The following is a 25029-nucleotide window of genomic DNA, read 5'->3' on the forward strand; positions in this document are numbered from 1 at the left end:
GGGCACCTATGCCGGGTCTGTCTGAGGAATGGTGTGTGGGTTCGGTCTGAGACGACAGACGACGTCCTGATCGATCCCGTGACCGGAGAGATCATCGATCAGAAGGAACTGGCTGAACGGCTGCTCACCAAGAACGTGCTCACCGAGATCAGCCCGGTCGAGATCGAGGTCCCCAGGGACCGAGAGGGCACGTTCGAGCCGGTGATCGCACCCAAGCGGAAGCACCGCCTCGAGGACATCGACCAGATCGTGCTCTCCCTCACCGCGCGCGGACTCACCACGGGCGAGATCTCGGCGCACTTCGAAGACGTCTACGGCGCAAGAATCTTTAAGGACACGATCAGCCGGATCACCGACAAGGCCACCGGCGAGCTCGCCGAGCGGTCCGCACGCCCGCTGGATCCGCTGCATCCGGTGATCCTCGTCGACGCGATTCGAAAGTGAAGGTCCGCGACAGCTCCCCCTGCGCGGGGGGCGCCCCAGCGCGCAACACCCCGTGTCTCACGTCGTCATGGGCTGTCAAGTGTCGAGTTTCATAGAGGCTGATTTATCTGGTTTCGGGTAATGAATACTCGGGCGGTTTCGTCGCCCAGTGGTCGGTCTCAACTTCGGCGGGTGGGCGCTGATCGAGTTCGCCGTCGAGTCGGCGCTCGTTCCACCAGTCCGCCCATTCCGCGGTCGTGATCTCGAGATCGTCAATTGACTGCCAGGGGCCGAGGTTGCGCACCAACTCGGCCTTGTCGAGCGAGTTCAACGCCTCGGCCATGGCGTTGCCATAGCTATCGCCCTTGGACCTGACCGAGGCGACCGCGTCGCGTTCCGCGAGTCGCTCGGTGTAGCGAGCGGCTCGATACCGGGCGCCCCTATCGGAGTGATGCGTGAGCCCCGCCAGATCCTGTCCCACGTGCTGGCGTCGCCAGGTTCCCATCCGGAGCGCGGTCGCCATCAGCGGCGTCGTCTCGGTCATCGACGCGTGCCAGCCGACGATCGCACGCGAGTAGCAGTCGATGACGAATGACACGTAGGCGAAACCGGCCCAGGTGCGCACGCAGGTGGAGTCCGCGACCCACCGCTGATTCGGCGCCGGGGCCGTGAAATCCCGGTCTAGCAGACCCGGGTGCACGGGTGGCGTTCTTGTCGGGCACCGAGGTCGAAACCACGCCGACGCAGATGGGGGACAATTTTGCGTCTGCCATACATGCCTTCAGACGTGCCGACGGTGGCCGGCATCGCCTCAACGACGACGACATCGTCATGGTCACGAGCCGACGCCGAGCGGCGTCTCATGGCCCGGAATGTCCGTGCGGCGATCTGGACGCCCTGCTCACGCAGGACGTTGCGGACCGACTCGACCGCACGGCCCTTGGTCCGCTGCTCGTCGATGAACGCGGCGATCAGCGGCGCCGGGGGTCGAGTTCCCCGCCGCCCAACTCGCGTATTTCTTGCTCGAGTTCTTTGATCCTGGCTTCTTCCGAGTTGGTCGGGCCAAGGCGCAGACCCTTGTCTTTCTCGGCGCGATGCACCCAGGTGCGTAACGCTTCCGGATGCACACCGAGCTGCTCGCCAATACGCCGATACGCGCACTGCCTCGTCGCGACGTCTCCGAGCTCAATCGGATACTTCCGCCGTGCTGCCATTCTCGGGTTCCTTCCGGATAGATTCACCCGCCCAACCCTAGAATCAATCGTCTAGAGTGGCCCCATGTGGAAGTGACGGATCTCCGGCGCGTGAGCGGCCTGGCCGGCCCCGGGGGACGACCCCGTCCGCCGGCGCCCCGCGCGATCCTTCCAACCCCTCAGGTGCCATGACTCCTCCGCTTCCCGCTCCGCCGGCTTCGACGGCTCCCTTCCTGCGCGCCTCGGGCCTCTCACGGTCCTTCGGCGAGCGCCGGGTCCTCACCGATGTCGCCTTCACCGTCCACGCCGGCGCCCGCGCGGGCCTCATCGGCCAGAACGGCTCGGGCAAGTCCACTCTCCTGCGCATCCTCGCGGGTATCGACCGGGCCGACGCCGGGACGGTCGAGGTTCCCGCCGGCGCCCGGATCGGCCTGCTACGGCAGGACTTCCCGCTGGACGCCGCCGCCTCCCTGAGAGAGGTCCTCCACGAGGCGCAGGCCCCCCAGTTCCTCGCCCGCGCACGGGTCGAACAGGCCGGGGACGCCCTCGCCCTGGACCCGGATGACCCCGAGCGGATCCGGGAGCTCGACGAGGCCGTCGCCGCGGCCGAGCGCACCGGCGCATGGACGGCCGAGTCCCGGGCCGAGGCCGCCGTCGCCGGACTCGGCCTGGCCTCCGTGGACCCTGGCCGGGCCGTGGAGACGCTCTCCGGAGGCCAGCGCGCCCGCCTCATGCTGGCCGGGCTCCTCCTAGCCCGTCCCGACATTCTTCTGCTCGACGAGCCCACGAACCACCTCGACGACGACGCGGCCGACTTCCTGCACCGCGTACTGGCCGGATGGCACGGCCCCGTCATCGCCGCGAGCCACGACCGCGCCTTCCTCGACGACATCGCCACCGAGATCCTGGACCTCGACCCCGTCCCCGCCTCACTCGCCCCCGGGGGCTTGGACGAGGACGCCCCGGCCACCGAGGTGCGCGGCCTGACGCGCACCCGAGGCCGGTACTCGGACCACGTGCTCCAGCGCCTGGGCGAACGGGAGGCCTGGGAGCGCCGGTACGCCGCCGAACAGGAGGAGCTGAGACGCCTACGCGCCCGCGGCCGCGACAGCCACCTGGTCGGCCACTCCGGCGCCGCTCCCCGCACCGAGGGGCGCGCCGCGAGGAAGTTCTACGCCGATCGCAACGCCCGAGTGGTCCGCCGGCGCGTCGACGACGCCGCGCGCCGCCTGGAGGCGCTGGAGGGCGCGCAGGTGCGCCGGCCTCCGCGTGAGCTCGTGTTCGGCGGCCTGGACGTCGCGGGAACGCCGCGGCGGGCGGGCGCCGGCCTCGCCCTGCGCGAAGCCGGCGTCACAGGGCGTCTGGCCCCGGTGACCCTCGACGCGGGGCCCGGCGATCAGGTGCTCGTCGAAGGGCCCAACGGATCCGGCAAGTCGACGCTCCTCGCCATCCTCGCGGGTCACGCGGCCCCGACATCGGGCGCGGCCGACGTTCGCGGACGGGTCGGGCTGCTGTCACAGGACCCCGCTCCCCGCGACCCCTCCCTCGCCGTCGAAGAGGTCTACCGCCACGCCGTCGGGGACGCCCGGGCGGACGCCGTCGCGCTCCCGGCGTTCGGCCTGCTCGATCCGCGCGACCTCGCGCGTCCGGTCGGGGTGCTGTCGACCGGCCAGCTGCGCCGCCTCGAGCTCGCGATCATCCTGGCGGATCCGCCGGAGATCCTCGCCCTCGACGAGCCGACGAATCACCTTTCCCTGGACCTGGCCACCGCCCTGGAGTCTCTGCTTCCCGGCTACCCGGGCATCGTCGTGGTCGCCAGCCACGACCGGTGGCTGCGGCGGCGCTGGCAGGGCCAGGTGCTGAGTCTGGCGCCCGTGACGGGCTGAGTCCGGCGGATCGCGGGCAAGCCCCAGTGGAACGAATCGCCGTCAGGCAGCCTCACCTGTCGACGATTCACTCCGCCTGTCGGAAGGTGGAAGATGGCGACGCTGACACCGGGCACCGCAAGGCGCGAGGGCCTGTCCCGCAGCGGGGTCCGTCTTCCCGCCGACGCCCCGACGGCGGACTGGGACCAGCTGGAGGCCGCCACCCGCCAAGCGGACGCACCTCGATGCCGGCACGATCACCGTCCAGTAGATCCGCGGACAAACCGGCTACCCGGACCCACGCATGCGGGTGGAAGCATGCGTCGACTCTCGGAAGGACACCGCGATCTGGGACCGACCGCCGGAGACCCGATCATGCCAGCCCCACGGGGCCCGCTTCGGCTGGGCGCCTGGCGCCGCCCTACGTCTCGGAGAGGACGATCGCGTCGAAGGACGCCGGATCCCGGTTGGCTCCGGCGAGCAGGGTGGTCGTGGTCCAGCGGCATCGAGTCGGAGCGCGCAGTCACTCACGTTGCCGCGGAGACGGGTATCTCGCGCACGACCGCGTGACGGTGGTCCGCAGGTTCCGGGACCAGGGCCCCATCAGCGGAGCAATGACCCTCACGGCCGCTCGCGCAGCGCCGCCCCCGCTGCTGGCGCACCGCGCCGGCCCTGGGTCGCGGACGTCGAGAGCCACGAGGCGCCGTCGGACGGGAGAGCATCCAGCGTGGGCACCGGCGACGCAGAGTCGAGGCGGTTGGCCGGAGCGACCACGCAACTCCTGAGGACGACGATGCTACCGACGAGGAGGGAGCGTCTCGTGCTCAGTTTGCCGCGGCCCACAGGACTCGGCCCCGCAGGGAAGCGGTGATGCACCCGCCGACTGCGAGGTCTTCCACGTCCGGGCCCGCGGCCTATGGCCCAGGCACAGCCACTCGCACGTCGTGAAGACGCCTGCGTCGATCCACTCATCCCTCCTGCGTCGGATCATGGTCACCGAGCACGTGGAATCGGCTCCAGGTGGGTTCGATTGACAAGACGATGGCAGGGCGGACATGATCGCATTCCGACAGATAGGTTCTCGACAAACCCATTGCCATCTGCGTTCACGCCCTCCTCACAACCTCCGAGACGCATCTACCGGCGGAATCTCTCGACTCCAGTGGCGGAGGGCTCTTCGCGCAACCCCGTAGTGGACTCGGGCGGCGTTCAGCAGCGCGCCCTCCTTCGCAACGAAGCGGTCGGAATGGGTAGGCGCCTCCGGGGCGCCCATGCCGATGAGGTAGAACGCCCCGGGCATGAGGGCGCGGTACTCGGCGAAGTCTTCGCCGCCGGCACGCAGCCGAGGCGTCTCGACGGGGATGGACAGGTCCTGGCATGCCTCTCTGACCAGCATGGCCAGCTCACCGTCATTGACCACGGCAGGCGGGCCCGGCTGCCACCGGACCTCGATCTCCACGTTCGATGCCGCCGCGACTCCGGCGAGGATGGACCGCAGGGCGGATTCCACCTCACGACGCGTCCGGTCGCTGAAGGTTCGCGCTGTGCCCTCGAACCAGCCCGAGTCCGGCAGAACGTTCCACGTGTGACCGGCGTCGATATGCGTGACCGATACGACGGCGGGTTCCAAGGGGTCCACCCGCCGGCTCACCACGGACTGTAGCTGAGCGACGGAATGCGAGATGGCCAACGGGACATCCTCGCCCAGGTGGGGTGCGGCGGCGTGCCCACCCCGGCCGCGGACGTCCACCCGGAAGCGATCCACCGCCGCCGAGAGAGCGCCCTCCGCCACGGCGACATGACCGCGAGCCAGATCCGCATTGACGTGCAACCCGAACATCGCTCGCACCTTCAGGCTCTGCAGGGCGCCGGTCGCGATCACCTGCCGGGCACCTGCCATCGACTCCTCGGCCGGTTGGAACACCAACACGACGTCACCCGGCAAGGACGCCGCACGCCGTGAGAGCAGCGCCGCCGCACCCAGGAGGGCCACCAGGTGGAAGTCATGCCCACACGCGTGCTGCACTCCGGGGTGCACGGAGGCGTTGGCGGATCCACTGCGCTCGGTGATCGGCAGGGCATCGATGTCGGCGCGCAGCGCCACGACGGGACGTGTCGCCTCAGATCCGGCCCGACCCCGGATGCGGGCAATGAGACCTGTGGGCAGACCGACGTCGAGAACCTCGATCGCCAAGTCCTCCAGCACCGTGCGTATCCTCGCCGTGGTGGCCACCTCCTGCCCGGACAGCTCCGGGTGGGAATGGAACCAGCGGAATTGCCCGGTGAGGAATGACTCCAACGACTCCAACGATCGGTCCGCACCACCGTGGTCGGGGAATGTCACAGATTCTGGCCTCCTGCGGCGTCACGGACGAAGGTCTCTACGGCCGCGAACGGATTGAGCTGGCTCTGCCCAGCGTCGACGGGCAGTCCCACGCCCGTGATGTATCGGGCTTCGTCGCTGGCCAGGAACAGGACGGCATTCGCCACGTCGATGGCCTCGATCCACGGTACGCCGAGCAGATTCGTGTGCGACCAGACCAGGACGGCGTCGGCCTCACCCGGGTCCGACAGGTCCGGCCGCGCCTGCCGAATGCGTTCGGAGCGCACAAACATCGGGGTGTGCACGCCCGTGGGAAGCACTGAATTCACCCGGATACCGAAATGACCCAGTTCATGGGCCGCTGTTTTCGCGATTCCGAGCACCGCATGCTTTGTCGCCGAATAGGCGGCGTTGTTCAGACCGCCACGAACGCCAGCGATGGAGCTGGTGATGACGATGGCCCCGCCCCCGGCCTCGCGCAGCCGGGGTGCGGCCGCACGTACGGTCCGCCACGTCCCGGTCACGTTCGTCTGGAGCGCCTCCTCCCACATGTCGTCGTCCACGTCCAGGCGTTGGGTGAGTGCGCTGCGGCACAGCACTCCGGCATTGGCGAAGACGGTGTCCACATGTCCGAAACGCTCGGCTCCCACGCCAAACGCGGCGTCCAGGGCGCCTTGGTCACGAATGTCGGCCGGCACCGCCAAGACGCTCTCCCGGTGAACGTCGATTCCATCCGCCACGGCCTCCAGGCGGGCGCGCGGCGCTTCCTCGGGCCTGTCCACGAGGACGAGAAAGGCGCCCTCCTCATGTAGGCGGCGTGCCGTGACGCTGCCGATGGTACCGGCGGCGCCCGTGACCACCGCGACCTTTCCTTGAAGTCGAGCTCCCATTTGTGTGCGGCTCCTTGGTCGAATCGATGAATGGGCTGTTTCCTGTCGTTGCGGCGATCAGCCGATCGCCGCAACGAAGTTCTTGAGACGGTCGCTGCGCGGGTCGTCGAAGACCTGGTCCGGAGGCCCCTGCTCGACGATGCGGCCGCGGTCCATGAAGGCGATATCCGAAGCCGACTCACGGGCGAACCTCATCTCGTGGGTCACCACCAAGATGGTGATGCCCGAGTCCGTGAACTCCGCCAGCAGCGAGAGCACGCCTTTGACCAGCTCGGGGTCCAGAGCCGAAGTGACCTCGTCGAAGAGCATGATCTTCGGGGAGATCACCAGCGAGCGGGCGATGGCAACCCGTTGTCTCTCTCCTCCGGAGATCTGGTCCGGAAGCCGGTCCTCCAGCCCTGATGCCCCGACGCGATCGAGTTCGCGTCGCGCTCGTTCGACGGCCTCGTCACGTCCCACGTGATGGACTTCTCGCAGCGAGAACGTGACGTTGTCAAGCACCGTCATGTGGGGGAACAAGCTGTACTGCTGGAAGACCATGCCGACGCGGGATCGCAGGGCCTCGATGGGATAGCCGGGGGCGCTGACCTCCTCGCGCCCGATGAGCACGCGCCCCTCGTCGGGACGCTCGAGCAGATTGATCATGCGCAGCAGGGTTGACTTGCCCGACCCCGAGGGGCCGATCAGGCATGTGGTGGATCCCTCGGGGATCCGCAAGGTGACATCGTCGATGGCGGTCTTGGCGCCGAATCGGCGAGTGACGCCCTCCAACGTGACCGTTGTATCGGTGAGGTCGATGGCGAGCGCGTCGTGGCCGCGCCGTCGGAGCCTGGCGAGTGCGCTCATCCCGTCAGGCCTCCGCCGCCGCCCGGACCGGCACGTTCCCCGTCCGGCGGACGACCCGGTTGCGGGAGGCATCGGCGCCGTTGCGCAGACGCACGTCGATCCTGTTGACCAACCACATGCACGGCAAAGTGATCAGGAGATAGACGGCCCCGGCCGCCACGAGGGGCGCCAAGGTCGCGCGTGTGCCGACCTCGTCCTTGGCCATCGAGAACAGATCGCGCTGATCGATGGCCAGGCCGAGCAGGTACACCATCGACGTGGCCTTGATGATCAGCACGTACTGGTTGGTCAGGGCCGGGATGATGCGCCGGAATCCGATGGGGATGACGATCTTGCGCGTGGTCTTCCAGCGCGACAATCCCAGGGACTGGGCGGACTCGATGTAGGAGCGATCCACGCTCTGCATCCCCGAGCGGAAGATCTCCGCCAGATAAGCCGACTCCATCAGCCCCACGGCCAGGGCCGCGTACCCATAGGTGTTGTTGCCGAAGACTTTCAGGCCCGACAGAGGAAGCCCCTGCCCGATCACGTAGATGCTGAGCATGGCTGGCAGCGCTCGCATGACGTTCGTGTAAGCCCCCGCGGGGAAGCGGAACGCCACCCGGCCCGAAGTCATGGCGATTGCCAGAACCAGCCCGACGATCGTGCCGATCACCGCCGAATACACGGTGAGACGGATAGTATTAGGTAACCCTTGGGTAATGAACTTAGGAAGGACCTCAGCAAAGACGTGCCAGTCCACAAAGGTCCGCCACACCACACCCAGTTGCTCCAGGACGGACGTCATAACGCCCTTCACTCCGCGAATTCCGGGTAGGCGTCCTTGAGCTCCTGAGGGATGTCGACGCCAGTGTTGTAGGTGCGGTGGAGTTCGGCCAGGGTCCCGTTCGCGGCCAGCTTGGCGAGAGCGTCGTCGAAGGCCTGGACGAGGGCGGTGTTGCCCTTGGGCAGTGGGATGGCAACCTCGCCGGTGGTGATCGGATCGGACAGCGCGAGGTCATCATTGTCGGATCGCTGTTGCAGGGCCGTGTTCTGCCCCATGGCGTAGGCATCGATCTGGCCGGCACGAAGGGCGTTGAGGAGCGCGGCGTTATCCTCGTACTTGACGATCTCGACGTTGGGGATCTCCTTCTCCGCGGCCGCCTGGAGGGCGTCGGTGTAGACGCCCACGCGCGTGCCGGCGGCATCTGCGAAGGTCGCGTACGGCGCGGATTTGAGGGACACCAGTCGAGCTTGGGCGAAGCTGACAGGCGTCGAGAAGTCGACTTGCTTGAGCCGTTCTTCGGTGACCAGCGCTCCCTGGGTTGCGGTGTCCCAAGTGCCATTGGCGATGTTGGGGATGTGGACGGAGTACTCGGCGGCTTTCCAGTCGATCGGAATCCCGATCTGGGCGGCGATGTCCTCGAGGATCTTGACGTTGTAACCGTCCGGTTCGTCGTTGTCGTTGAGATAGGACGAGGGCGGGTCCGTGGTGGCCAGGGCGACCGTGAGGGTTCCCGGATTGACCAGACCGAGGTCGTCGATGGAAACGGAGTTGGACGTCCCGGACTGCGCGGAGGAGGACTGACCGCTCTGGTCGTCCGCTCCGGATGGTGATCCACCGGCGCCGCAGCCGGCGAGGAGTGTCGCGGCGAGGATCACGGCGGTGGCGGAGGCGGCGCTCAGAGCGTCGAGTCGGATGGTCATGATGTGTTCCATTCTTTTCAGGAGGCGGAAGGGCCTGGCAGCGTCTCCCCCGCCGTCACGGGAACGGTGAGAGTGTTCTGTGGCGGCGGAAGAGGACAGGTGCAGTGCTGACTGAACGCGCAAGGGGGATTGACAGCCCGGTTGAAGTCCACGCGGGTAAACGCCGCCGGATCATTGGTGCGCAAGTAGAGGAAGCGCCCCGCGCCATAGGTCGTGTCGCCGTTGGTGGGGTCCCTGAACAGGATTGAGGGACCGGCGCCATTGGTCTGGAAGACCAGCAGCGACTGCTCCTCCCCGGCAAGCCGGAAGTGGAGCCGCCCGATGACGGCCTTGTGGTGGGAGACGCCCGCGACCACGGCGTCGACCTCGACGTCCGTGGGGGCTTTCACGGACTCGAACTCGGCGGGGACGTCCCAGGAGGGGGCGACGGGGAAATGCGGCACGCCGCGGAATGCCGCACGCGGAGCGGAGGCGGGATCCCGGGTACGCACCGCGAAGGTGCCACCACGCAGGATGAGCTCTGCTTGGACGGCTCCGGCCCAGATCTTGGTGGGCGCTCCCGACTCATAGGGAAGGACCTGAGTCGGCCCCTCTGCCGGCCGGGCGTCCACGAGGACAGGGCGGGCGGGGTCGGGCACGTACTCCACGCCCTCGCCGTCGCGGTGCCAGGTTCCCGGGAACGAGGGGACGATCAGATCGGGATCCAGAGTGAACCAATGGATTCCCGTCAGGGAGAGCCAGGAGTAGGGGGCTGCTAGTTCGGCTTCACGTTGACCATGCCATAGATACCAGTCCGTGATGAAGTCTTGAGATCGGCCGGCTGGTACGATGTGCACGGGGACAGTGGGTGTCGCGGACATGGACGTGTGAGCTCCTCTTTCGACGTGGCGCCAGAGACCCCGGTGCCGATGCCCTCCGGACCGGGTCCGCACAGGGCGATGGCCGCAAGTGGGTCCCGCGCAGGTGACGGAGGTTCCGCTGTGCTGCGATCAGCTGCCCCTGTGCGTGGCCTCACGATCCGATGATGGGAACTGGGGGAATGCGGCGGAGCCACCTCAACCGTTCGGGGGCGCGGCGGCCGGAATGGAGAGGCGATTCGCATGGCAATCAGTGTCGGTTCGGCGCCATGGCCGCTGCCTTGAATGCCCCCATGCCGAGACCATGTGACCTGCATCTGGCGTCACCGCCGGCGTCGGATCAGCCGGTCGCGTCCGACGGCCGTCCAGCGTGCCCACGGCCGTGGCGTCCGTTCCGACGAGGGTGACAGGTGACGAGCTGCGTGGCGGGGCCTGTGGAAACAAGGTGTCCTTCCTGATCGGGCCGTGCGGCGGGCATGTCGAAGAACACGGCGAGCGTGGCGCTGCTCCCGCCGGGCTTCCGGACCGGGTGTCGACGACGCTCGAAAAGTAGGCCATTGCGACGTGTGAAATCGAGGCCACTTGGTTGTTGTGTGCCTAGTCTGCCGGATCTTGGGTTTTGATGCTGGGGAGGGTGTCGATCCCGCGCCCTCGGAGCCGGTAACTGGCGCCCTTGAGCGTGAGAACGTCGGCGTGGTGGACGATACGGTCGATCATCGCGGCAGCGACGGCTTGGTCTCCGAAGACCCCGCCCCAGCCGGAGAACGGCAGGTTTGAGGTGAGAATCAGCGAGGCATGTTCGTAGCGGGATGAGACGAGTTGGAAGAACAGGTTCGCTGCGTCTTGCTCGAAGGGTAGGTAGCCGACTTCGTCGACGATGATCAGCCCGTAGCGGCGCAACCGGGCGAGCTCCCGGGGAAGGTTGCCTTGCCGGTGCGCGTCGGTGAGCCGGGTGACCCAGTTCGTCGCGGTCGCGAACAGGACCCGGTGTCCGTGGCGGGCGGCGACGATCCCGAGCGCTGTCGCGAGGTGCGTCTTCCCGGTGCCGGGAGGGCCAAGCAGGACCACGTTCTGCGCTTCGAGGAGGAACCCTCCCGAGGCAAGCGCGGCGATCTGCTGACGCGCGGTGGGCTGAGCATCCCAGTCGAAGTCCTCGAGGGTCTTGCGCGCGGGGAAGCCGGCCGCTTTGATCCGTTGCTCGGCGCCAGATGCGTTGCGGGCTGAGACTTCGCGATCGAGGACAGCGGCGAGGTAATCCTCGAACGACCAGCCCGCATCCCTCGCTTGGTCCGCCATCCGAGCGGCAGTTTCGGCGATCCGGGGTGCTTTCAGCGCGCCGGAGAGGTAGGTGATCTGCTTGACCGCTTCAGTGCTCTTCGGACCGGGCATCAGGCAACCTCGCCGCTCAGTCCGAACGCCCGGTCGTAATCCGCGAGATCCCTCGAGAGGTCGTCGCCGACGGCGACAGGGCGGGGAGTTTGGAACTGCTGCCGCAACCGCTTCGCTGTCTCGAGGTGCGCGGGATCGGTGATGACGCTGCCGCGTGCCCAAACACGGGCGTGGTCGGCGACGATCCGCCCGTCGAGCCGGGCTCGGACCCGGTCCAGGTCGGCGGTGACGTCAACGAACCGGCCAATCGCGGTGGGGTCGACGGAGTAGTCGGACGCGTCGAGGCGAACGTAGTAGTCCCGGCCGAGACGAACCCGTTCTCGCCAGCCCAGCTGCAACGGGATCGGCGGCAACGGCAGCATCCGAGCTCTGTCGTGCTCGATCAGATCCACCGGGCGGGCCTTGATGGTCCGCACGACCTTGCTGTTGGCGCGCTCGAGCCAGTCTGCGAGTTGAGCGTTGAAGTCTGCGGGTGAGGTGAACGTGCGGCCGGGCATGAACGAGGTCTCGAACCAGCCGTTGCGGCGCTCGACGATCCCCTTCGATTCCGGGTCGTAGGGTCGCAGCTGCACCACCTTCGTCGCCAGCGTCCCCGCGAACGACGCGACGCCCTGCGCGAGCCGACCCTTCTGACCGATGCCTGGCTCGTTATCCCAAATCAGCCGACGCGGGACCCGGCCGAGTTGCTGGATCAGCTCCCACGACCCCAGCAGCAGATCCTCCGTCTTACGCGTCGGGATCATCCGCGCCATCACGAAACGAGAGTGCGCGGCGACGATCACCAGCACCGGCAGCAGCACGCTCGTGCCGTCTTCGAGCGGGATCTTCCGCGGCGGGAACCAGAGATCACACTGCGCCGCATCACCCGCCGCCCAACTCAGCCGGTCGGCCGGGTCGACCGGCCGATGCTCCGGGCGCAACCGACGCACGTTCTCCCGGAACCACGTGATCGACCCCGACCACTCCACCCGCTCCGCGATCACCGTCGCCGGCATCTCCGGATGCTCCGCGAGCAGCGCTCTGACTCGCGCCTCAAACGGCGCGAACGACGTCGGCTGCGCCGGCCGCTCATACTTCGGCGGCCGATCCGACGCCAACGCCCTATCGACCGTCGACCGGCCGATCCCCAACTGCCTCGCGACCTGCCGCTGCGGAACCCCATCCGCGACGAGCCGCCGAATCAATGCCCAATCTTCCACCGAGATCACCCATCCAATCTGTCTGGGTGGCCTCGTTTTCGCCCGTCGCTATGGCCTCGTTTTCAACCGCCGCCGACACCGGGGACGCCCACCGGTAGCCCGCCTCCTCCGATGGTGGTGGCTGAGCAGGCGTGGTCAACGATCCCTCGTAGGGCATACCCCGCTTGAGAACACAGATGAGCTTGACGAAGACGATGCCGTCCTCGACCCGGGGTTGGTGACACCTCGATAGAGACAGGTGCCCGCCACGGGTGGGATCAGTGCCGTGAGCGGGTCCCAGATGGGCTCGATGATGGACGATGGATGCGCGGGCATGAGGGCACCAGCGAGCGCGAATTCCCTGGTCGAAATCGCGCGTGATGGCCCTCATACCGGCACCCCGAAACGACGCGCTCCCCGCCTGCCGGCGGAGCCTCTTGATCCCGGTCGGACTCGACCGCGTCGAGCGGACGCCGGGTTTCAACGTCGAACCGTTTCCCCGTCGAGCCGAATCCTCGGGGCGAGGTCTTCTGGGGCAGTGCCGAGCCAGAGTTGGAGGAGTATGCCGTCGAGGACGATGGCGGAATAGCTGGCCCCGCCCTCGTCCGCGTCCACTCGGAGTTCCTGACAGGCGACGCCCTGCAACTCCCTGCACTGCGACTGCGGCTCCCAGCTCGAGCGGTCGATGGAGCTCGCCACCGCCCACGGCTGGGACGCTCCGGGACCTGCGACTCTGACCGAGCGCGGCCGAAGGGTGCCCGCCTCTCGGCCGCCGTGGCATCGGCGTGGTGGCGAGCCGCGGCCGGCGGCTGCGTCGGCGGTGGAGGGGCCGGGCCGTCCGGCTCGGCGGAGCGGCCCTCGCGGCGCGGGGTCAGCGCGACGAGCACTCGGCGCAGCGGCCGAAGACCTCCAGGACGTGGCGGGTGACCGTGAAGCCGTGGAGGTCGGCGGAGGCGCTGATCCACTCCTCGTCCGGCGGGTCGATGTCCACCGCTTTGCCGCACGCTTCGCACACCAGGTGGTGGTGGTGCCCATCCAGCTCGCAGGCGCGGAACAGCTGGCCGCCGGGGCCGGAGATCGTGTCCGCGTACCCAGACTCCGCCAAGGCGTTGAGCTGGCGGTACACCGTGGCGAGCCCCACGGGGCTGCCTTCCTCGTTCAGGCGCCGGTGCAGCCGGCCAGCGGAGATGAACCCGGCGGCCTCCTCCAGCGCGGTGCGCACGGCCTCCTTCTGGACGGTGTTGCGGCGCCCGCGGATCGCGGCGGACACGGTCTGCTCCCTTCGATCGGACGGGGCTCCCCCGCGTCCCCTGGGCGCGGCGGGGCCCACGACTCACAACGTCATCGTCTCCGGATCCGGCGGGCGTGGAGGACATGGTCCTCCCGGGAACCGGCCTGTCCATCGGGTCCGGTGAGCGCGACGGGGACGACGGCGTCGCGCAGCACCTCCCACGCTCCGTCCTCGAGGTGGAGCGCCTCCCGGTTCTCCCGGGGAGTGGGGATCGCGAAATCGGCGCGGCGCTCGCTCCCCGGCATCCCCCGGTACCACGGTGGCATGCCCCAGTGCGAGACCACGAGAAGGCGCCCGCCCGGAGCGACCGCCCGCGCGGCGCGGCGCAGAATCTCCTCGCGTTCCCCCGGGGCGGCGACGGGAGAGTGCAGGAACTGCGCGCAGACCAGATCGAACTCCCCCGACGGGAAATCGGAGGAGAGATCGTGCTGTTCGAAGAGGATCCGGTCGGCCAGTCCGAGCCGTCGGGCATGGTCGCGGGCCCGCTCCAGCGCCGTGGCCGAGACGTCCGCCCCGGTGACCGTCCACCCGCGCCCGGCGAGCCAGATCGCGTCGGGACCTTCGCCGCAGCCCAGATCCAGGGCGGTTCCGGGAGGCAGGCCTCCGGCCTCCGAGACGAGGTGCCGGTTCACGGGCCCGTGCTCGCCCCACGTGTGGTCTCCGTAGAATCCGTCCCAGAACTCCTCTGCGGTGGGCAGGGCATCGGTCATGGGTCCATCCTCTCGATCCGTGTGTCGGCCACGGCCGCCGCATCCCGCGGGCGGCGGCGCCCGCCCCAACACGTGAGAACTGTTCTCAATATTGGGAGTCACTCTACACGAGGATCGAACCTTCGGAACCGGCGCCGCCCAGGCGGGCTCAGAACCCCAGCCGCCCCAGCATCTTCGGGTCGGACTGCCAGTCCTTGGCGGTGCGCACGTGCAGGTCCAGGAAAACCCTCCGGCCCAACAGCCGCTCGATCTGCGCGCGCGAGCGCGTGCCGATCTCCTTCAAGCGGGTGCCCCGCCGACCGATGACGATCGCCTTCTGGGAGTCGCGCTCGACGAAGATGTTGACGCGCACGTCGAGCAGCGGGGGCTCGGTGCGCCCCGGGCGCGGCTCGCGCTCGGCGATCTCCTCGACCTGGACGGCGAGGGAGTGGGGCAGCTCGTCGCGCACCCCCTCCAGGGCGGCTTCGCGCACGTACTCCGCAATGAGGGTGTCGCGCGACTCGTCGGTGACATCCCCCGCGGGATACAGCGGCGGCGAGGGCGGCATGAGGTCGGCGAGCACGTCGGCCAGCTCGCCGACCTGCTCGCCGGCGAGCGCCGAGACCGGGACGATCGCCGCCCACTCCCCCAGCCGGTCGATCTCGAGGAGATGCCGGACCAGCCGCTCCCGGCCCACGAGATCCGTCTTCGTGGCCACGGCCACCTTCGGGGCGCGCACATCGCGCAGCTCCCGGGCGATGAAGCGGTCGCCGGGGCCGATGCGCTGGTCGGCCGGAAGGCAGAAGACCACGGCGTCCACCTCGGCGAGGGCCTCGCGGACCATGTCATTGAGCCTCCGGCCCAGCAGGGTGCGCGGGCGGTGGTAGCCGGGCGTGTCCACGACAACGATCTGGCTGTCCGGACGGTGCACGATCCCGCGGATGTTGTGGCGCGTCGTCTCGGGACGCCCCGAGGTGATCGCGATCTTCTCGCCGACCAGGGCGTTGGTGAGCGTCGACTTGCCGACGTTCGGGCGGCCGACCACGGAGACGAATCCGGCGCGGAAGCCCTCCGGATACTCCGGCGCGACCAGCCCGGCACCCGCGTCCGCGCGGAGGCGACGCAGATCGGCCAGCTCGGCCTCCGCGGACTCGGCGATGGCGCTGTCCGCGTCCTCCAACCCCTCGCCCTCCGGGGCCGCATCATCGTCGACCAGGGCGCCCCCTTCCCCCAGCCCCTCGTCCTCCAGAGCCCCGTCGAGGGCGTTCGGTCCGGCCATCAGCTCATCGTCGCTGGGGAATCTCATCGTGTCTCGTCCTCGTCCTCGTCCTCGGTCGCCGGACCGGCGCCGTCCTCGCTGGTCGCCCTGGAGCACAGGATCGTCCCCACCTGGCGGCGCCTGCCCCGTCCCTCCTCGGCCACCATGTGGATGCCCAGCAGATCTCCCCGGCTCCCCGGCAGCGGCACCTTGCCGATCGCCTTGCCCAGGAGTCCGCCCACCGAGTCGACGTCCTCGTCCTCGACCTCCAGGCCCAGCAGCTCGCCCAGCTCATCGACCGGGAAACGGGCGGGGACCCGCCACACGCCAGGGGAGACCTCCTCGGGCTCGACGACGTTGCGGTCATGCTCGTCGGTGAGCTCGCCGACGACCTCCTCGAGGAGGTCCTCCAGGGTGACCAGGCCGGAGATCCCGCCGTACTCGTCGACGACGAGAGCCAGGTGGAAGTGCTCCGACTGCATCTGGCGGAGCAGGTCGTCCGCGGGCTTCATCTCGACGGTGTACTCGGCCGGGCGCATCATCTGCTCGGCCGTCAGTCCCGCGGCATCGCCCCCCCGCGTCTCCAGACGCTGGACGACGTCTTTGAAGTAGAGGACGCCGCGCACGTCGTCGACGTCCTCGCCGACGACGGGGATCCGGGAGAACCCGGAGCGCACGAACAGTCCGAGCGCGTCCCGGGCGGAGGTCTCCGCGTCCACCGTCACCATCTCCGTGCGGGGGACCATCACCTCGCGCACGAGCGTGTGGCCCAGCTCGAAGACGGAGCGCAGCATCTCGCGGTCCTCCTCCTCGAAGCCCTCCGTCTCCCCGACCTGGTCGACCATCTCGCGCAGGTCGTCAGCCATCTCCTGGCGGGCCTCCGCCTCCGTCTGGGACGGCTGCGGCATCCATCCGCGGACGGCGCGGACCAGGGGATCCGCCACGTGGGTCGCGCGCACCACGCGGACGGCTGCCCCGGCGCCCAGCAGCGCGACCCCCTCCGGGTTGCGCGTGGACACGCGGAAGGGAATGACGCTGACCAGCGCGAACTGGACGGCTCCCACCACGACGACCGCGATGAGGGCGATCACCCACCACTCCAGGGGAAGGCCCACCAGCGCCAGCGTGCCGGCGACGGCGCCGACGACCTGGAGGAACGTTCGGGTCCCCCGCAACGTCATCCGGGTCCGCTCGCGGTGGGCCAGGAGCTCGCCCAGCAGCTCCGCGTGCCGGCGCCCCTCCTCGGCCAGGTCCTCCGCCGCCGCCCGCGACAGCTTCTGCAGCGCCGTCTCCACGGCGGAGACGACGCCCGCCATCACCAGAGCCACCACTCCGATGACGATCAGGGCCGCCACCGGCGCCGAACCGAAGGCGCCGCCGGTCATCGCGTGGCCAGGAACGTGAGCAGGAGCCGGCGCTGGAGGGAGAACATCTCCTCACGTTCCTCCGGCTCCGCGTGGTCGTAGCCCAGCAGGTGCAGCATGCCGTGCGTCGCGAGCATCAGCATCTCCTCCGCCGCGGAATGCCCGGCCTCCTGGGCCTGGGCCTGGGCGACCTGGGGGCAGATGCAGATATCGCCCAGGACGCCCTCGGCGGGGTCGTCCTCGGTGCCGGGACGCAACTCGTCCATGGGGAAGCTCATGACGTCGGTCGGGCCCTCGAGATCAAGCCATCTCTTGTGGAGCTCGGCCATGGGCCCCGGGTCGATGAAGAGGATGTTGAGCTCGGCCCCGCTGGAGACGTGCATCTGCGCGAGCACGAAGTCGGCGAGGGCCGCGAACTCCGCCCCGTCGACCTCGGTCTCCGTCTCGTTGAGGATCTCCGTCACCGGTCGTCTCCCTTCAGATGCGCCCCTTCCAGGCGGGCGCGATGTTCGTCCCATCGGGCGTAGGCGTCGATGATCTCCCCGACCAGCTGGTGGCGGACCACGTCGGCGCTGGTGAGGTGGGAGAACTCGACGCCGTCGATGCCGGCGAGGATGTCCTGGACCACTTGGAGCCCCGAGCGCTGATGATCGGGGAGGTCGATCTGGGTGGTGTCCCCGGTGACGACCATCCGCGAGTGGAAGCCGAGCCGGGTGAGGAACATCTTCATCTGCGACGCCGTCGTGTTCTGGGCCTCGTCGAGGATGATGAAGGAGTCGTTGAGGGTCCGCCCGCGCATGTAGGCCAACGGGGCGACCTCCACGGTGCCGGCCGCCATGAGCTTGGGCAGCGCCTCCGCGTCGAGCATGTCGCGCAGCGCGTCGTAGAGGGGACGCAGGTAGGGGTCGATCTTGTCGGTGAGCGTGCCGGGGAGGAACCCGAGGCTCTCCCCCGCCTCCACCGCCGGACGGGTGAGCACGATGCGCCTGACCTCGCCCGACAGCAGGCGGGAGACGGCCTCAGCCATGGCCAGGTAGGTCTTCCCCGTGCCCGCGGGGCCGATCCCGAAGACGACCGTGGCGCGCCCGATCGCCTCCGTGTACGCCTTCTGACCCGGGGTTTTGGGGCGGATCGAGCGCCCCCGCACGCTGAGGATCTCCTCCGGCGGCCCCTGCGGAGACACGGCGGCGGCCAAGAGCGAGATCGCATGCTCGACGGAGGGGACGTCCAGGGTCGAGCCCGATCGCGCCAGGACGAGGAGCTCGTCGAGGAGCTGCGCCGCGAGATCGACGTCGGCGGGGGGACCGGACAGCGAGATGTCGCGTCCGGCGACGAGGATGCGCACCGCCGGGAATCCCCTCTCCACCGCGCGCAGCACCTGGTCGGACGTCCCCAGCACGGCGATGGGCTCCACGTTCGGGGGGATGACGAGGCGGCGCGAGGCCGCCTGGGGGCTCGATACGGTCGGGTCACTCATGCGATGCGCCCACACACTCCTCCGGTCGGCCAGTCGAGCGGTCACGACGAGTCTAGCCGGGCAGCTCCCCGGTCATGTACCGCTGGATCGTCGGAGCGACCAGGGCGGCGAGGTCGTCGGCCGCCATCGAGGCGATCGGCTCGATCCGGGCGACCTTGCGCGCAAGGATCAGCCCGACCGTCTGGGAGGCGACCAGCGACAGGCGCAGCCGGGCCGACCCCGATCCGTCGTCCACCGCGGGCTCGAGGGCCCGCAGGGCGACCTCGAGGACGAAGCTTCCGATGACCGCCTGCCCGTCGGGGGAGGAGACGAGCGTGCGCAGCGTCGAGACGAGCGCTGGCTCCGCCTCGGAGTCCCACAGCCCGAGGACGGCACGGAGGTAGGCCTCTCCCATCTGCTCCCGCGGCGCCGCGAGGACCGGGGCGAGGAGCTCAGCCGGGTCCATCGGCACCTCGATGGCCTCGAGGAACAGCTGGCGCTTCGTCCCGAAGTAGTGGTGGACCAGGGCCTGGTCGACGCCCGCGAGGGCCGCGATGGAGCGGACCGAAGTCGCTTCGAACCCCCCGCGGGCGAATGCGCGGCGCGCGGCGTCGAGGATGCGGGCGCGGGTGCGCTCGGCGCTCATCGTGTCCTCCGGGGGATCGTTGACGCCGCGAGGACGAGGGCGCCGGCGCCGAAGGCCGCGAGGACGACGAGGTCGGCGATGAACGAGGACGTCGCTCCGGCCTCGTCGCGGATCGTCGTCAGCGCGTCCACGGCGTAGCTCATGGGCAGCGCGTCGGAGACCCACCGCAGCGCCTCCGGCATCGCCTCGCGCGCCACGAGCAGACCGCACAGGAAGATCTGGGGGCCGACGACCAGGGGCATGAACTGGACCGCCTGGAACTCGCTGCGCGCGAAGGCGCTCGCGGCGAGCCCCAGCGCGACGCCGACGACCGAGTCGAGGGCGGCGACGACGAGCACCCAGGCCGGCGACCCCTCGGTCTCCACGCCGAGGAACCAGAAGGCGACGGCGCACAGGATCAGCGACTGCACGACCGCGGTCGCCGCGAATGCGGTCGCGTAGCCGGCGAGGAGGTCGCCACGGCGCAGCGGGGTCGTCCACAGCCTCTCGACCGTGCCCGACGAGCGCTCGCGCTGCATCGCCACCGAGGTGACGAGGAACATGACGGCCATCGGCAGGATCCCGAGCATCGACAACGCGATCGAGGGGAACAGCGGCCTCGCCCCCGGCGCCGTCGGCACATCGAGGTAGACGAGGTAGAGGAGGACGAGCAGCACGGTGGGGACGCCGAGGACCAGGCCGACGGTGCGCCTGTCCTCCCCGAGCTGGCGCAGGACGCGCAGGGTCGTCGCGCGGTAGGCTCGCAGGCTCATCGTCCTTCCCCCTCCTGCCCGCTCCTGATGAGGGTGAGGAAGGCCCGGTCGGGGGTCTCCTCCCCTGTGCGCGCCAGCAGCTCCCCCGGCGTCAGCGCGGCCAGGACGCGGCCCCGGCGCATGAGGACGAGGCCGTCGCAGCGCAGGGCCTCGTCCATGACATGCGAGGAGATCAACAGCGCGCGGCCCGCGTCGGACAGCGCGCGGAACCGTTCCCACAGGTCCTCGCGCGTCATCGGATCGAGGCCGACCGTCGGTTCGTCGAGGACGAGGACCTCGGGATCCCCGACCAGCGCGCAGGCCAGTGACGCCCGGTTGGCCTCGCCGCCGGACAGGGCGCCCACGCGACGCCGGGAGAGCTCTCCCAGTCCGACCTGGTCGATGACGAGGTCGACGCGCCCGGACCCGACGCCGGACAGCGCGGCGAAGTAGGAGACGTTGTCGCGCACGGAGAGGTCCGGGTAGACGGACAGCCGCTGAGTGACGTAGCCGATGCGGCCGCGCAGGCCCCGGTCCCCCGCCGGCCGGTCGAGCACGGTGACCGATCCGGAGGCGATCGCCTGGACACCGACGATGGCGCGCATCAGAGTCGTCTTGCCGCATCCCGAGGGGCCGAGCAGCCCGACGACCGCTCCGCGCGGGACCGTCATCGACACGTCGCGGAGCACGGGTGTCCCGCCACGCGAGACATCGAGTCCGGCGACCCGGATCGCCGCTCCGCCGCAGGACCCGGCGGAAGGTTCCGCCCGGCGGGGAACCCCGGTCGGCAAGATGTCATCACTCGATGAATTCATCATGTGATGACAGTATCACGCGCCATTCTCCCGAGCTCTCGACCAGCGTCCGGTCGCCGCGCTGACGAGGACCGCGGCCGCCGGACCCGCGCTCGCCGAGCGCAGGACATGGGGACCCAGCAGCACGGGGACGGCTCCCGCCGCGCGCAGCGCCTCGAGCTCGGCGGCATCGACGCCGCCCTCCGGCCCGACGATCATCGCGATCCCGGCCGCCCGGCCCAGGTCGGCCCCCAGCTCCTCCAGATGAGCGGTCAGTGCCCGAACGGCCTCCTCGTGGCAGACCAGGCAGCGGCCGCCCTCGTCGGCGAATCCGCGCACCCACGCGGCGAGCCCCCTCGAGTCCAGGACGGGAAGGACCTCGGGGATCCGAGCCCGGCGCGACTGCTTGGCCGCCGCCCGGACGAGCGCCTGCCACTTCGCCCGCCCGCGCTGCGCCTTCGCGCCCTGCCACCGGACGACGGACCGGTTCGCCTGCCAGGGCACCACGCGGTCGACGCCGATCTCGGTCGCCGTCTCGACGGCCTGCTCGTCACGTCCGCCTTTGGCCAGGGCCTGGACCAGGACGAGAGCGGGACGCGGCTCCGGCTCCTCGCGGCGGGCGCGCACGAGGAGCTCAGCGCCCGCCGAGGACACGGCCGTCGCCTCGCAGGTCAGGCGCAGCCCCGCCCCGTCGACGACATCGAGGAGCTCGCCGACCGCCAGACGGCGGGCAAGGGCGGCGTGACGCCCCTCGGCGCCCTCCAGGCGCGCCGCGTCACCGGGACGCAGCGCCGCCGCCGACGGGACCAGCAGGTCGTCGGCCAGGAACACCGGCAGGGTCATGGCGCGGCTCGTCCGTCACTGTCCGGAGAGCTTGTCGCGCAGACGGTCGAACATCGACTGGTCCCCCCGATGCGGCTCGACCCGGCTCTCCCCGCGCAGATCGGCCAGTTGCTCGAGCAGCTCGCGCGCGCGGTCGTCCAGACGTCGGGGGATCTCGACGTCGACGTGGACGCGCAGGTCCCCGCGTCCCGAGCGCTGGAGGCGCCCGACGCCCAGTCCCTTGAGGACGATCTCCTCCTGGGGCTGGGTGCCGGCGCCGATGGTCACCTCGCGCGGGCCGTCCAGGGTCTGCAGCTGGAAGACGGTGCCCAGCGAGGCGGTGGTCATCGGGACCGTGATCCACGTGTGCAGGTCGTCGCCGCGCCGGGTGAAGATCGGGTGCTTCTTCTCGCGGACCTCCAGATAGAGGTCGCCGGCAGGGCCGCCGGCGGGGCCGACCTCGCCCCGGCCGGACAGGCGGATGCGGGTGCCGTTGTCGACCCCCACCGGGATGTCGACGCTCATCCTGCGGCGCGTGCGCACGCGGCCCTCCCCGGAGCACTCATGGCAGGGAGAGGGGATCGTGGATCCATGGCCCTGGCACGCCGAGCACGGCGTCTGGGTCCGGATGTTGCCCAGAAGCGAGCGTTGGACGCGGGTCACCGACCCGGTCCCGCGGCACACGGGGCAGGTCTGGGGGCGTGTGCCGGGCTCGCAGCACGTGCCCTCGCACCGCGGACAGCGGATGTAGGTGTCGAGGGAGATGTCCTTCGTCGCGCCGAAGGTCTCCTCCTCCAGGGTCACCTCGACGGCGAGCAGCTGGTCCTGCCCGCGACGCGCCCGGGGGATCGGCCCCGACGAGGACGCGAACGACGACCCTCCGAACATCGACTCGAAGATGTCGGCGAACCCGAAACCATCGCCGCCCATGCCGCCCGCGCCGCCGCCGTGGACGGCCTCAGGGCCGCCGAGGTCGTACATCTGGCGTTTCTGGGGGTCCGAGAGCGTCTCATAGGCGACCGAGAGATCCTTGAACGCCTCCTCGGACTCCGGCCCCGCATAGTCGGGATGGAGCTGGCGGGCCTTCTTGCGGTAGGCCTTCTTGATCTGGTCCTGGCTGGCGTCCCGGGGCACGCCCAGGATCTCGTAGTAGTCGTTCACTCGCTGTGGTCCTCGTCGATGGATGGACAGGTGCGCATGCCCGGCCTCAGCCGGCCAGGAAGCGCGAGAGGTAGGCGGCGACGGCCCGGACCGCCGACATCGTGCGCGGGTAGTCCATCCGGGTGGGGCCGACGACGCCCAGGTGGGCGTCGTGCCGGTCGCGGCCGCCATAGGTTCCCGAGACCACGGACGCCTCCGCGAAGGCGTCGTGCGGGTTCTCCGCCCCGATCGTGACGTGCACCTGGTCGTCGTCGGGGTCGACCTCGGAGAAGAGCCGCAGCAGAGCCATCTGCTCCTCCAGGGCGTCGAGGACGGGCACGACGTCGCGGAAGTCGAGGCCGCCCGCGCGCGCGAGGTTGGAGATGCCGGCCATGACGAAACGCGCCTCGGAGCTGGGGCGCAGCATCTCCACGAGGGCGTCGCAAACGGCCTCGACGACCTCGGCCCGCTCGGGGGGCGTCGTCTCGCGGATCCGCTCGAGCACGGACCGGACCTGGTCGGCGGCCTTGTCCTCGAACTCGGCGTTGAGGCGGGCGCGCAGATCGCGCACGACCGCGCCGTCCACCTCGCCGCTGACCTCGAGCATGCGTTCCTCGACCCGGCCCTCGTTCGTGATGACGACGATGAGCACGCGATGCTCGCCCATGCCGACGAGCTCCAGACGGCGCAGGGTCGACGTGCTCAGGGATGGATACTGGACGACGGCAACCTGCCGGGTCACCTGGGCGAGGAGGCGCACCGTCCGGTTGACCACGTCGTCCAGGTCGACGCTCTGGGAAAGGAACGCCTCCACCGCGCGCCTCTCCGGGGGGCTCATCGGCTTGAGCGTGGCCAGGCGGTCGACGAACAGCCGGTACCCCCTGTCGGTCGGCACCCGGCCCGCTGAGGTGTGAGGCTGGTAGATGAGGCCCTGGTCCTCCAGCACCGCCATGTCGTTGCGGATCGTGGCCGGGGAGACGCCCAGGTCCCGGGTGCTGGCGATCGCTTTCGACCCCACCGGCTCGCGCGTGCGCACGTACTCGGAGACGATGGCCCGCAGCACGTCGAGGCGCCGATCATCGCTCATCCTGCGCCGCCTCCCATCCTCACGATCCCGCCGTCTCTAGCCGTCCCCGCCGATGCGGCGCGTGCCACCCAGGCCACTGGCACTCCCACAATCCGAGTGCCAAGTCTACCCCGTCACCTGGCCCCCGGCTCAGTGACGAAGTCGATGAGCTCCTCCACGCGCCCCAGCAGGGCCGGTTCCAGATCTCGGTAGTCGCGCACCCGCGCGAGGATGCGCCGCCACCCCTGCGCGATGTCGGCCTGCGAGGCATGGGGCCACCCCAGCGCCTCCAACGTGCCATGCTTGATATCGGTGCCGCGCGGCACCTCCGGCCAGGAGGGGAGCCCCACGCGGGCGGGCCGCACGGCCTGCCAGACGTCGACGAAGGGGTGCCCCACGACCAGCACCGCGCCCGCCCAACGGTCCTGGACCCGCCCGGCGATACGCGATTCCTTCGAGCCCTCGATGAGGTGGTCCACCAGCACGCCCGCCCGGACGTCCGGAGTGGGGCCCATCACCTCCAGGACCTCCTCCAGGTTGTCGACGCCCTCGAGCAGCTGCACGACGATCCCCGCCTCGGCCAGGTCGTCGCCCCACACGTGCTCGACCAGGTCCGCGTCTTGGCGCCCCTCCACCCAGATCCGGCTCGCGCGCGCCACACGGGCGCGCCGCTGCGAGACCGCCACGGAGCCGGAGTTCGTCAGGCGGCGCCCCCCCGGTCCGGTGAGCCCGTCCCCGGGAGCCGCGGCCGCCGGGCCGGGCAGCGGGGGCAGGGCGACGATCGGGCGCCCCTCCAACCAAAACCCTCCCCCCAGGGGGAAGGAACGGCGACGCCCCCTGCGGTCCTCCAGTTCGACGATGCGCATGCCGCCGGACGTCTCCACCCGGATCACCGCGCCGACGAACCCCGTCTGGACATCCTCGAGGACCATGCCTGTCTCCAGCCGGACCTCCCGCGAGCGCGGGCGCCGGGCGCCGGGCCCGTCGCGATGCGGATCGAGGCGAAGGACATCGGTGCCGTAGGGGTCGGCGGGGCCGGGTCCCGGCGCGCGGCGGGAGGCACCGGCCCGAGGGGTGTCGAAGGGGAAGGCCACGGACCCCAGCCTAGGGCCTCGCCCTTCC

24 protein-coding genes and 1 pseudogene are annotated in these 25029 nt (G+C 69.9%); 2 read left to right on the top strand and 23 right to left on the bottom strand.

All coding sequences use genetic code 11. The annotated features are described in order from the left end of the window. Positions 1-78: 78 nt before the first annotated feature. Positions 79-444 (top strand): transposase, encoded by a 366-nt coding sequence (locus ACFQWG_RS06885; protein WP_380973556.1) that lies wholly within the window; start codon positions 79-81, stop codon positions 442-444. A gap of 103 nt (positions 445-547) precedes the next feature. On the opposite strand, the pseudogene ACFQWG_RS06890 reads toward ACFQWG_RS06885, so the two are convergent. Continuing rightward, positions 548-1129: pseudogene (locus tag ACFQWG_RS06890) on the bottom strand (IS3 family transposase); the annotation flags it as partial. A 265-nt stretch (positions 1130-1394) separates the two neighbouring features. Further along, positions 1395-1637, bottom strand: coding sequence for a transposase (locus tag ACFQWG_RS06895; RefSeq protein ID WP_380973559.1), 243 nt, complete (start codon positions 1635-1637; stop codon positions 1395-1397). 167 nt (positions 1638-1804) lie between these two features. On the opposite strand from ACFQWG_RS06895, the gene ACFQWG_RS06900 reads away from it, so the two are divergent. Beyond that, positions 1805-3502 carry an ABC-F family ATP-binding cassette domain-containing protein gene (locus tag ACFQWG_RS06900; protein ID WP_380973562.1) on the top strand — a complete coding sequence of 566 codons (1698 nt, stop codon included), beginning with the start codon at positions 1805-1807 and terminating at the stop codon, positions 3500-3502. Positions 3503-4598: 1096 nt separating this feature from the next. Here the strand turns inward: ACFQWG_RS06900 and ACFQWG_RS06905 are convergent. The 21 genes from ACFQWG_RS06905 to ACFQWG_RS07005 all read right to left on the bottom strand — a co-directional run bounded on the left by ACFQWG_RS06905 (position 4599) and on the right by ACFQWG_RS07005 (position 25001). Then, the gene (locus tag ACFQWG_RS06905; RefSeq protein WP_380973565.1) at positions 4599-5825 is read right to left on the bottom strand and encodes an amidohydrolase; all 1227 of its coding nucleotides are present in this window, start codon (positions 5823-5825) and stop codon (positions 4599-4601) included. Then, positions 5822-6664, bottom strand: a complete 843-nt coding sequence (locus ACFQWG_RS06910) for an SDR family oxidoreductase (RefSeq protein WP_380973568.1) — start codon at positions 6662-6664, stop codon at positions 5822-5824. The genes ACFQWG_RS06905 and ACFQWG_RS06910 overlap by 4 nt, the downstream gene beginning before the upstream one ends. A gap of 87 nt (positions 6665-6751) precedes the next feature. Beyond that, entirely contained in the window at positions 6752-7540 is a 789-nt protein-coding gene (locus tag ACFQWG_RS06915; protein WP_380973571.1) for an amino acid ABC transporter ATP-binding protein, read from the bottom strand. A gap of 4 nt (positions 7541-7544) precedes the next feature. Next, positions 7545-8327 carry an amino acid ABC transporter permease gene (locus tag ACFQWG_RS06920; protein ID WP_380973574.1) on the bottom strand — a complete coding sequence of 261 codons (783 nt, stop codon included), beginning with the start codon at positions 8325-8327 and terminating at the stop codon, positions 7545-7547. Between the two features lie 8 nt (positions 8328-8335). Further along, complete coding sequence (locus tag ACFQWG_RS06925; protein ID WP_380973576.1) at positions 8336-9226, bottom strand: ABC transporter substrate-binding protein; 891 nt, start codon at positions 9224-9226, stop codon at positions 8336-8338. Positions 9227-9243: 17 nt separating this feature from the next. Further along, positions 9244-10062: a DUF1684 domain-containing protein gene (locus tag ACFQWG_RS06930; RefSeq protein WP_380973578.1), complete on the bottom strand. Its 819-nt coding sequence runs from the start codon at positions 10060-10062 to the stop codon at positions 9244-9246. A 618-nt stretch (positions 10063-10680) separates the two neighbouring features. After that, a complete protein-coding gene (gene istB / locus ACFQWG_RS06935; RefSeq protein ID WP_380973580.1) occupies positions 10681-11472 on the bottom strand; it encodes an IS21-like element helper ATPase IstB in 792 nt (263 codons plus the stop codon). Next, the gene (gene istA, locus ACFQWG_RS06940) at positions 11472-12680 is read right to left on the bottom strand and encodes an IS21 family transposase (RefSeq protein ID WP_380973583.1); all 1209 of its coding nucleotides are present in this window, start codon (positions 12678-12680) and stop codon (positions 11472-11474) included. Before istA ends, istB begins: the two co-directional genes overlap by 1 nt. A gap of 841 nt (positions 12681-13521) precedes the next feature. Next, on the bottom strand, positions 13522-13920 hold the full coding sequence (locus ACFQWG_RS06945) for a Fur family transcriptional regulator (protein WP_380973585.1): 399 nt from the start codon (positions 13918-13920) through the stop codon (positions 13522-13524). Positions 13921-13991: 71 nt separating this feature from the next. Next, the gene (locus ACFQWG_RS06950) at positions 13992-14651 is read right to left on the bottom strand and encodes a class I SAM-dependent methyltransferase (protein WP_380973588.1); all 660 of its coding nucleotides are present in this window, start codon (positions 14649-14651) and stop codon (positions 13992-13994) included. 148 nt (positions 14652-14799) lie between these two features. Then, positions 14800-15936: a GTPase Era gene (gene era, locus ACFQWG_RS06955; protein WP_380973591.1), complete on the bottom strand. Its 1137-nt coding sequence runs from the start codon at positions 15934-15936 to the stop codon at positions 14800-14802. Continuing rightward, positions 15933-17273 carry a hemolysin family protein gene (locus ACFQWG_RS06960; RefSeq protein ID WP_380973594.1) on the bottom strand — a complete coding sequence of 447 codons (1341 nt, stop codon included), beginning with the start codon at positions 17271-17273 and terminating at the stop codon, positions 15933-15935. The genes era and ACFQWG_RS06960 overlap by 4 nt, the downstream gene beginning before the upstream one ends. Next, positions 17270-17716, bottom strand: coding sequence for an rRNA maturation RNase YbeY (ybeY, locus tag ACFQWG_RS06965; protein WP_380973597.1), 447 nt, complete (start codon positions 17714-17716; stop codon positions 17270-17272). The genes ACFQWG_RS06960 and ybeY overlap by 4 nt, the downstream gene beginning before the upstream one ends. After that, the gene (locus ACFQWG_RS06970) at positions 17713-18729 is read right to left on the bottom strand and encodes a PhoH family protein (RefSeq protein ID WP_380973600.1); all 1017 of its coding nucleotides are present in this window, start codon (positions 18727-18729) and stop codon (positions 17713-17715) included. Before ACFQWG_RS06970 ends, ybeY begins: the two co-directional genes overlap by 4 nt. Positions 18730-18781: 52 nt before the next feature. Further along, positions 18782-19354, bottom strand: coding sequence for a TetR/AcrR family transcriptional regulator (locus ACFQWG_RS06975; protein ID WP_380973603.1), 573 nt, complete (start codon positions 19352-19354; stop codon positions 18782-18784). Beyond that, positions 19351-20106: an ABC transporter permease gene (locus ACFQWG_RS06980; RefSeq protein WP_380973606.1), complete on the bottom strand. Its 756-nt coding sequence runs from the start codon at positions 20104-20106 to the stop codon at positions 19351-19353. Before ACFQWG_RS06980 ends, ACFQWG_RS06975 begins: the two co-directional genes overlap by 4 nt. Beyond that, the gene (locus tag ACFQWG_RS06985; protein ID WP_380973609.1) at positions 20103-20903 is read right to left on the bottom strand and encodes an ABC transporter ATP-binding protein; all 801 of its coding nucleotides are present in this window, start codon (positions 20901-20903) and stop codon (positions 20103-20105) included. Before ACFQWG_RS06985 ends, ACFQWG_RS06980 begins: the two co-directional genes overlap by 4 nt. A gap of 12 nt (positions 20904-20915) precedes the next feature. Continuing rightward, complete coding sequence (locus ACFQWG_RS06990) at positions 20916-21722, bottom strand: 16S rRNA (uracil(1498)-N(3))-methyltransferase (protein ID WP_380973611.1); 807 nt, start codon at positions 21720-21722, stop codon at positions 20916-20918. A 15-nt stretch (positions 21723-21737) separates the two neighbouring features. Then, positions 21738-22862: a molecular chaperone DnaJ gene (gene dnaJ, locus ACFQWG_RS06995; protein WP_291498287.1), complete on the bottom strand. Its 1125-nt coding sequence runs from the start codon at positions 22860-22862 to the stop codon at positions 21738-21740. Positions 22863-22908: 46 nt separating this feature from the next. Next, positions 22909-23928 (bottom strand): heat-inducible transcriptional repressor HrcA, encoded by a 1020-nt coding sequence (gene hrcA / locus ACFQWG_RS07000; RefSeq protein ID WP_380973615.1) that lies wholly within the window; start codon positions 23926-23928, stop codon positions 22909-22911. 113 nt (positions 23929-24041) lie between these two features. Next, the gene (locus ACFQWG_RS07005) at positions 24042-25001 is read right to left on the bottom strand and encodes a DUF3097 family protein (protein WP_380973618.1); all 960 of its coding nucleotides are present in this window, start codon (positions 24999-25001) and stop codon (positions 24042-24044) included. Positions 25002-25029: the final 28 nt, after the last annotated feature.

Origin of the sequence: Schaalia naturae, from assembly GCF_042665795.1 — a bacterium.
Taxonomy (GTDB): Bacteria; Actinomycetota; Actinomycetes; order Actinomycetales; family Actinomycetaceae; genus Pauljensenia; species Pauljensenia naturae.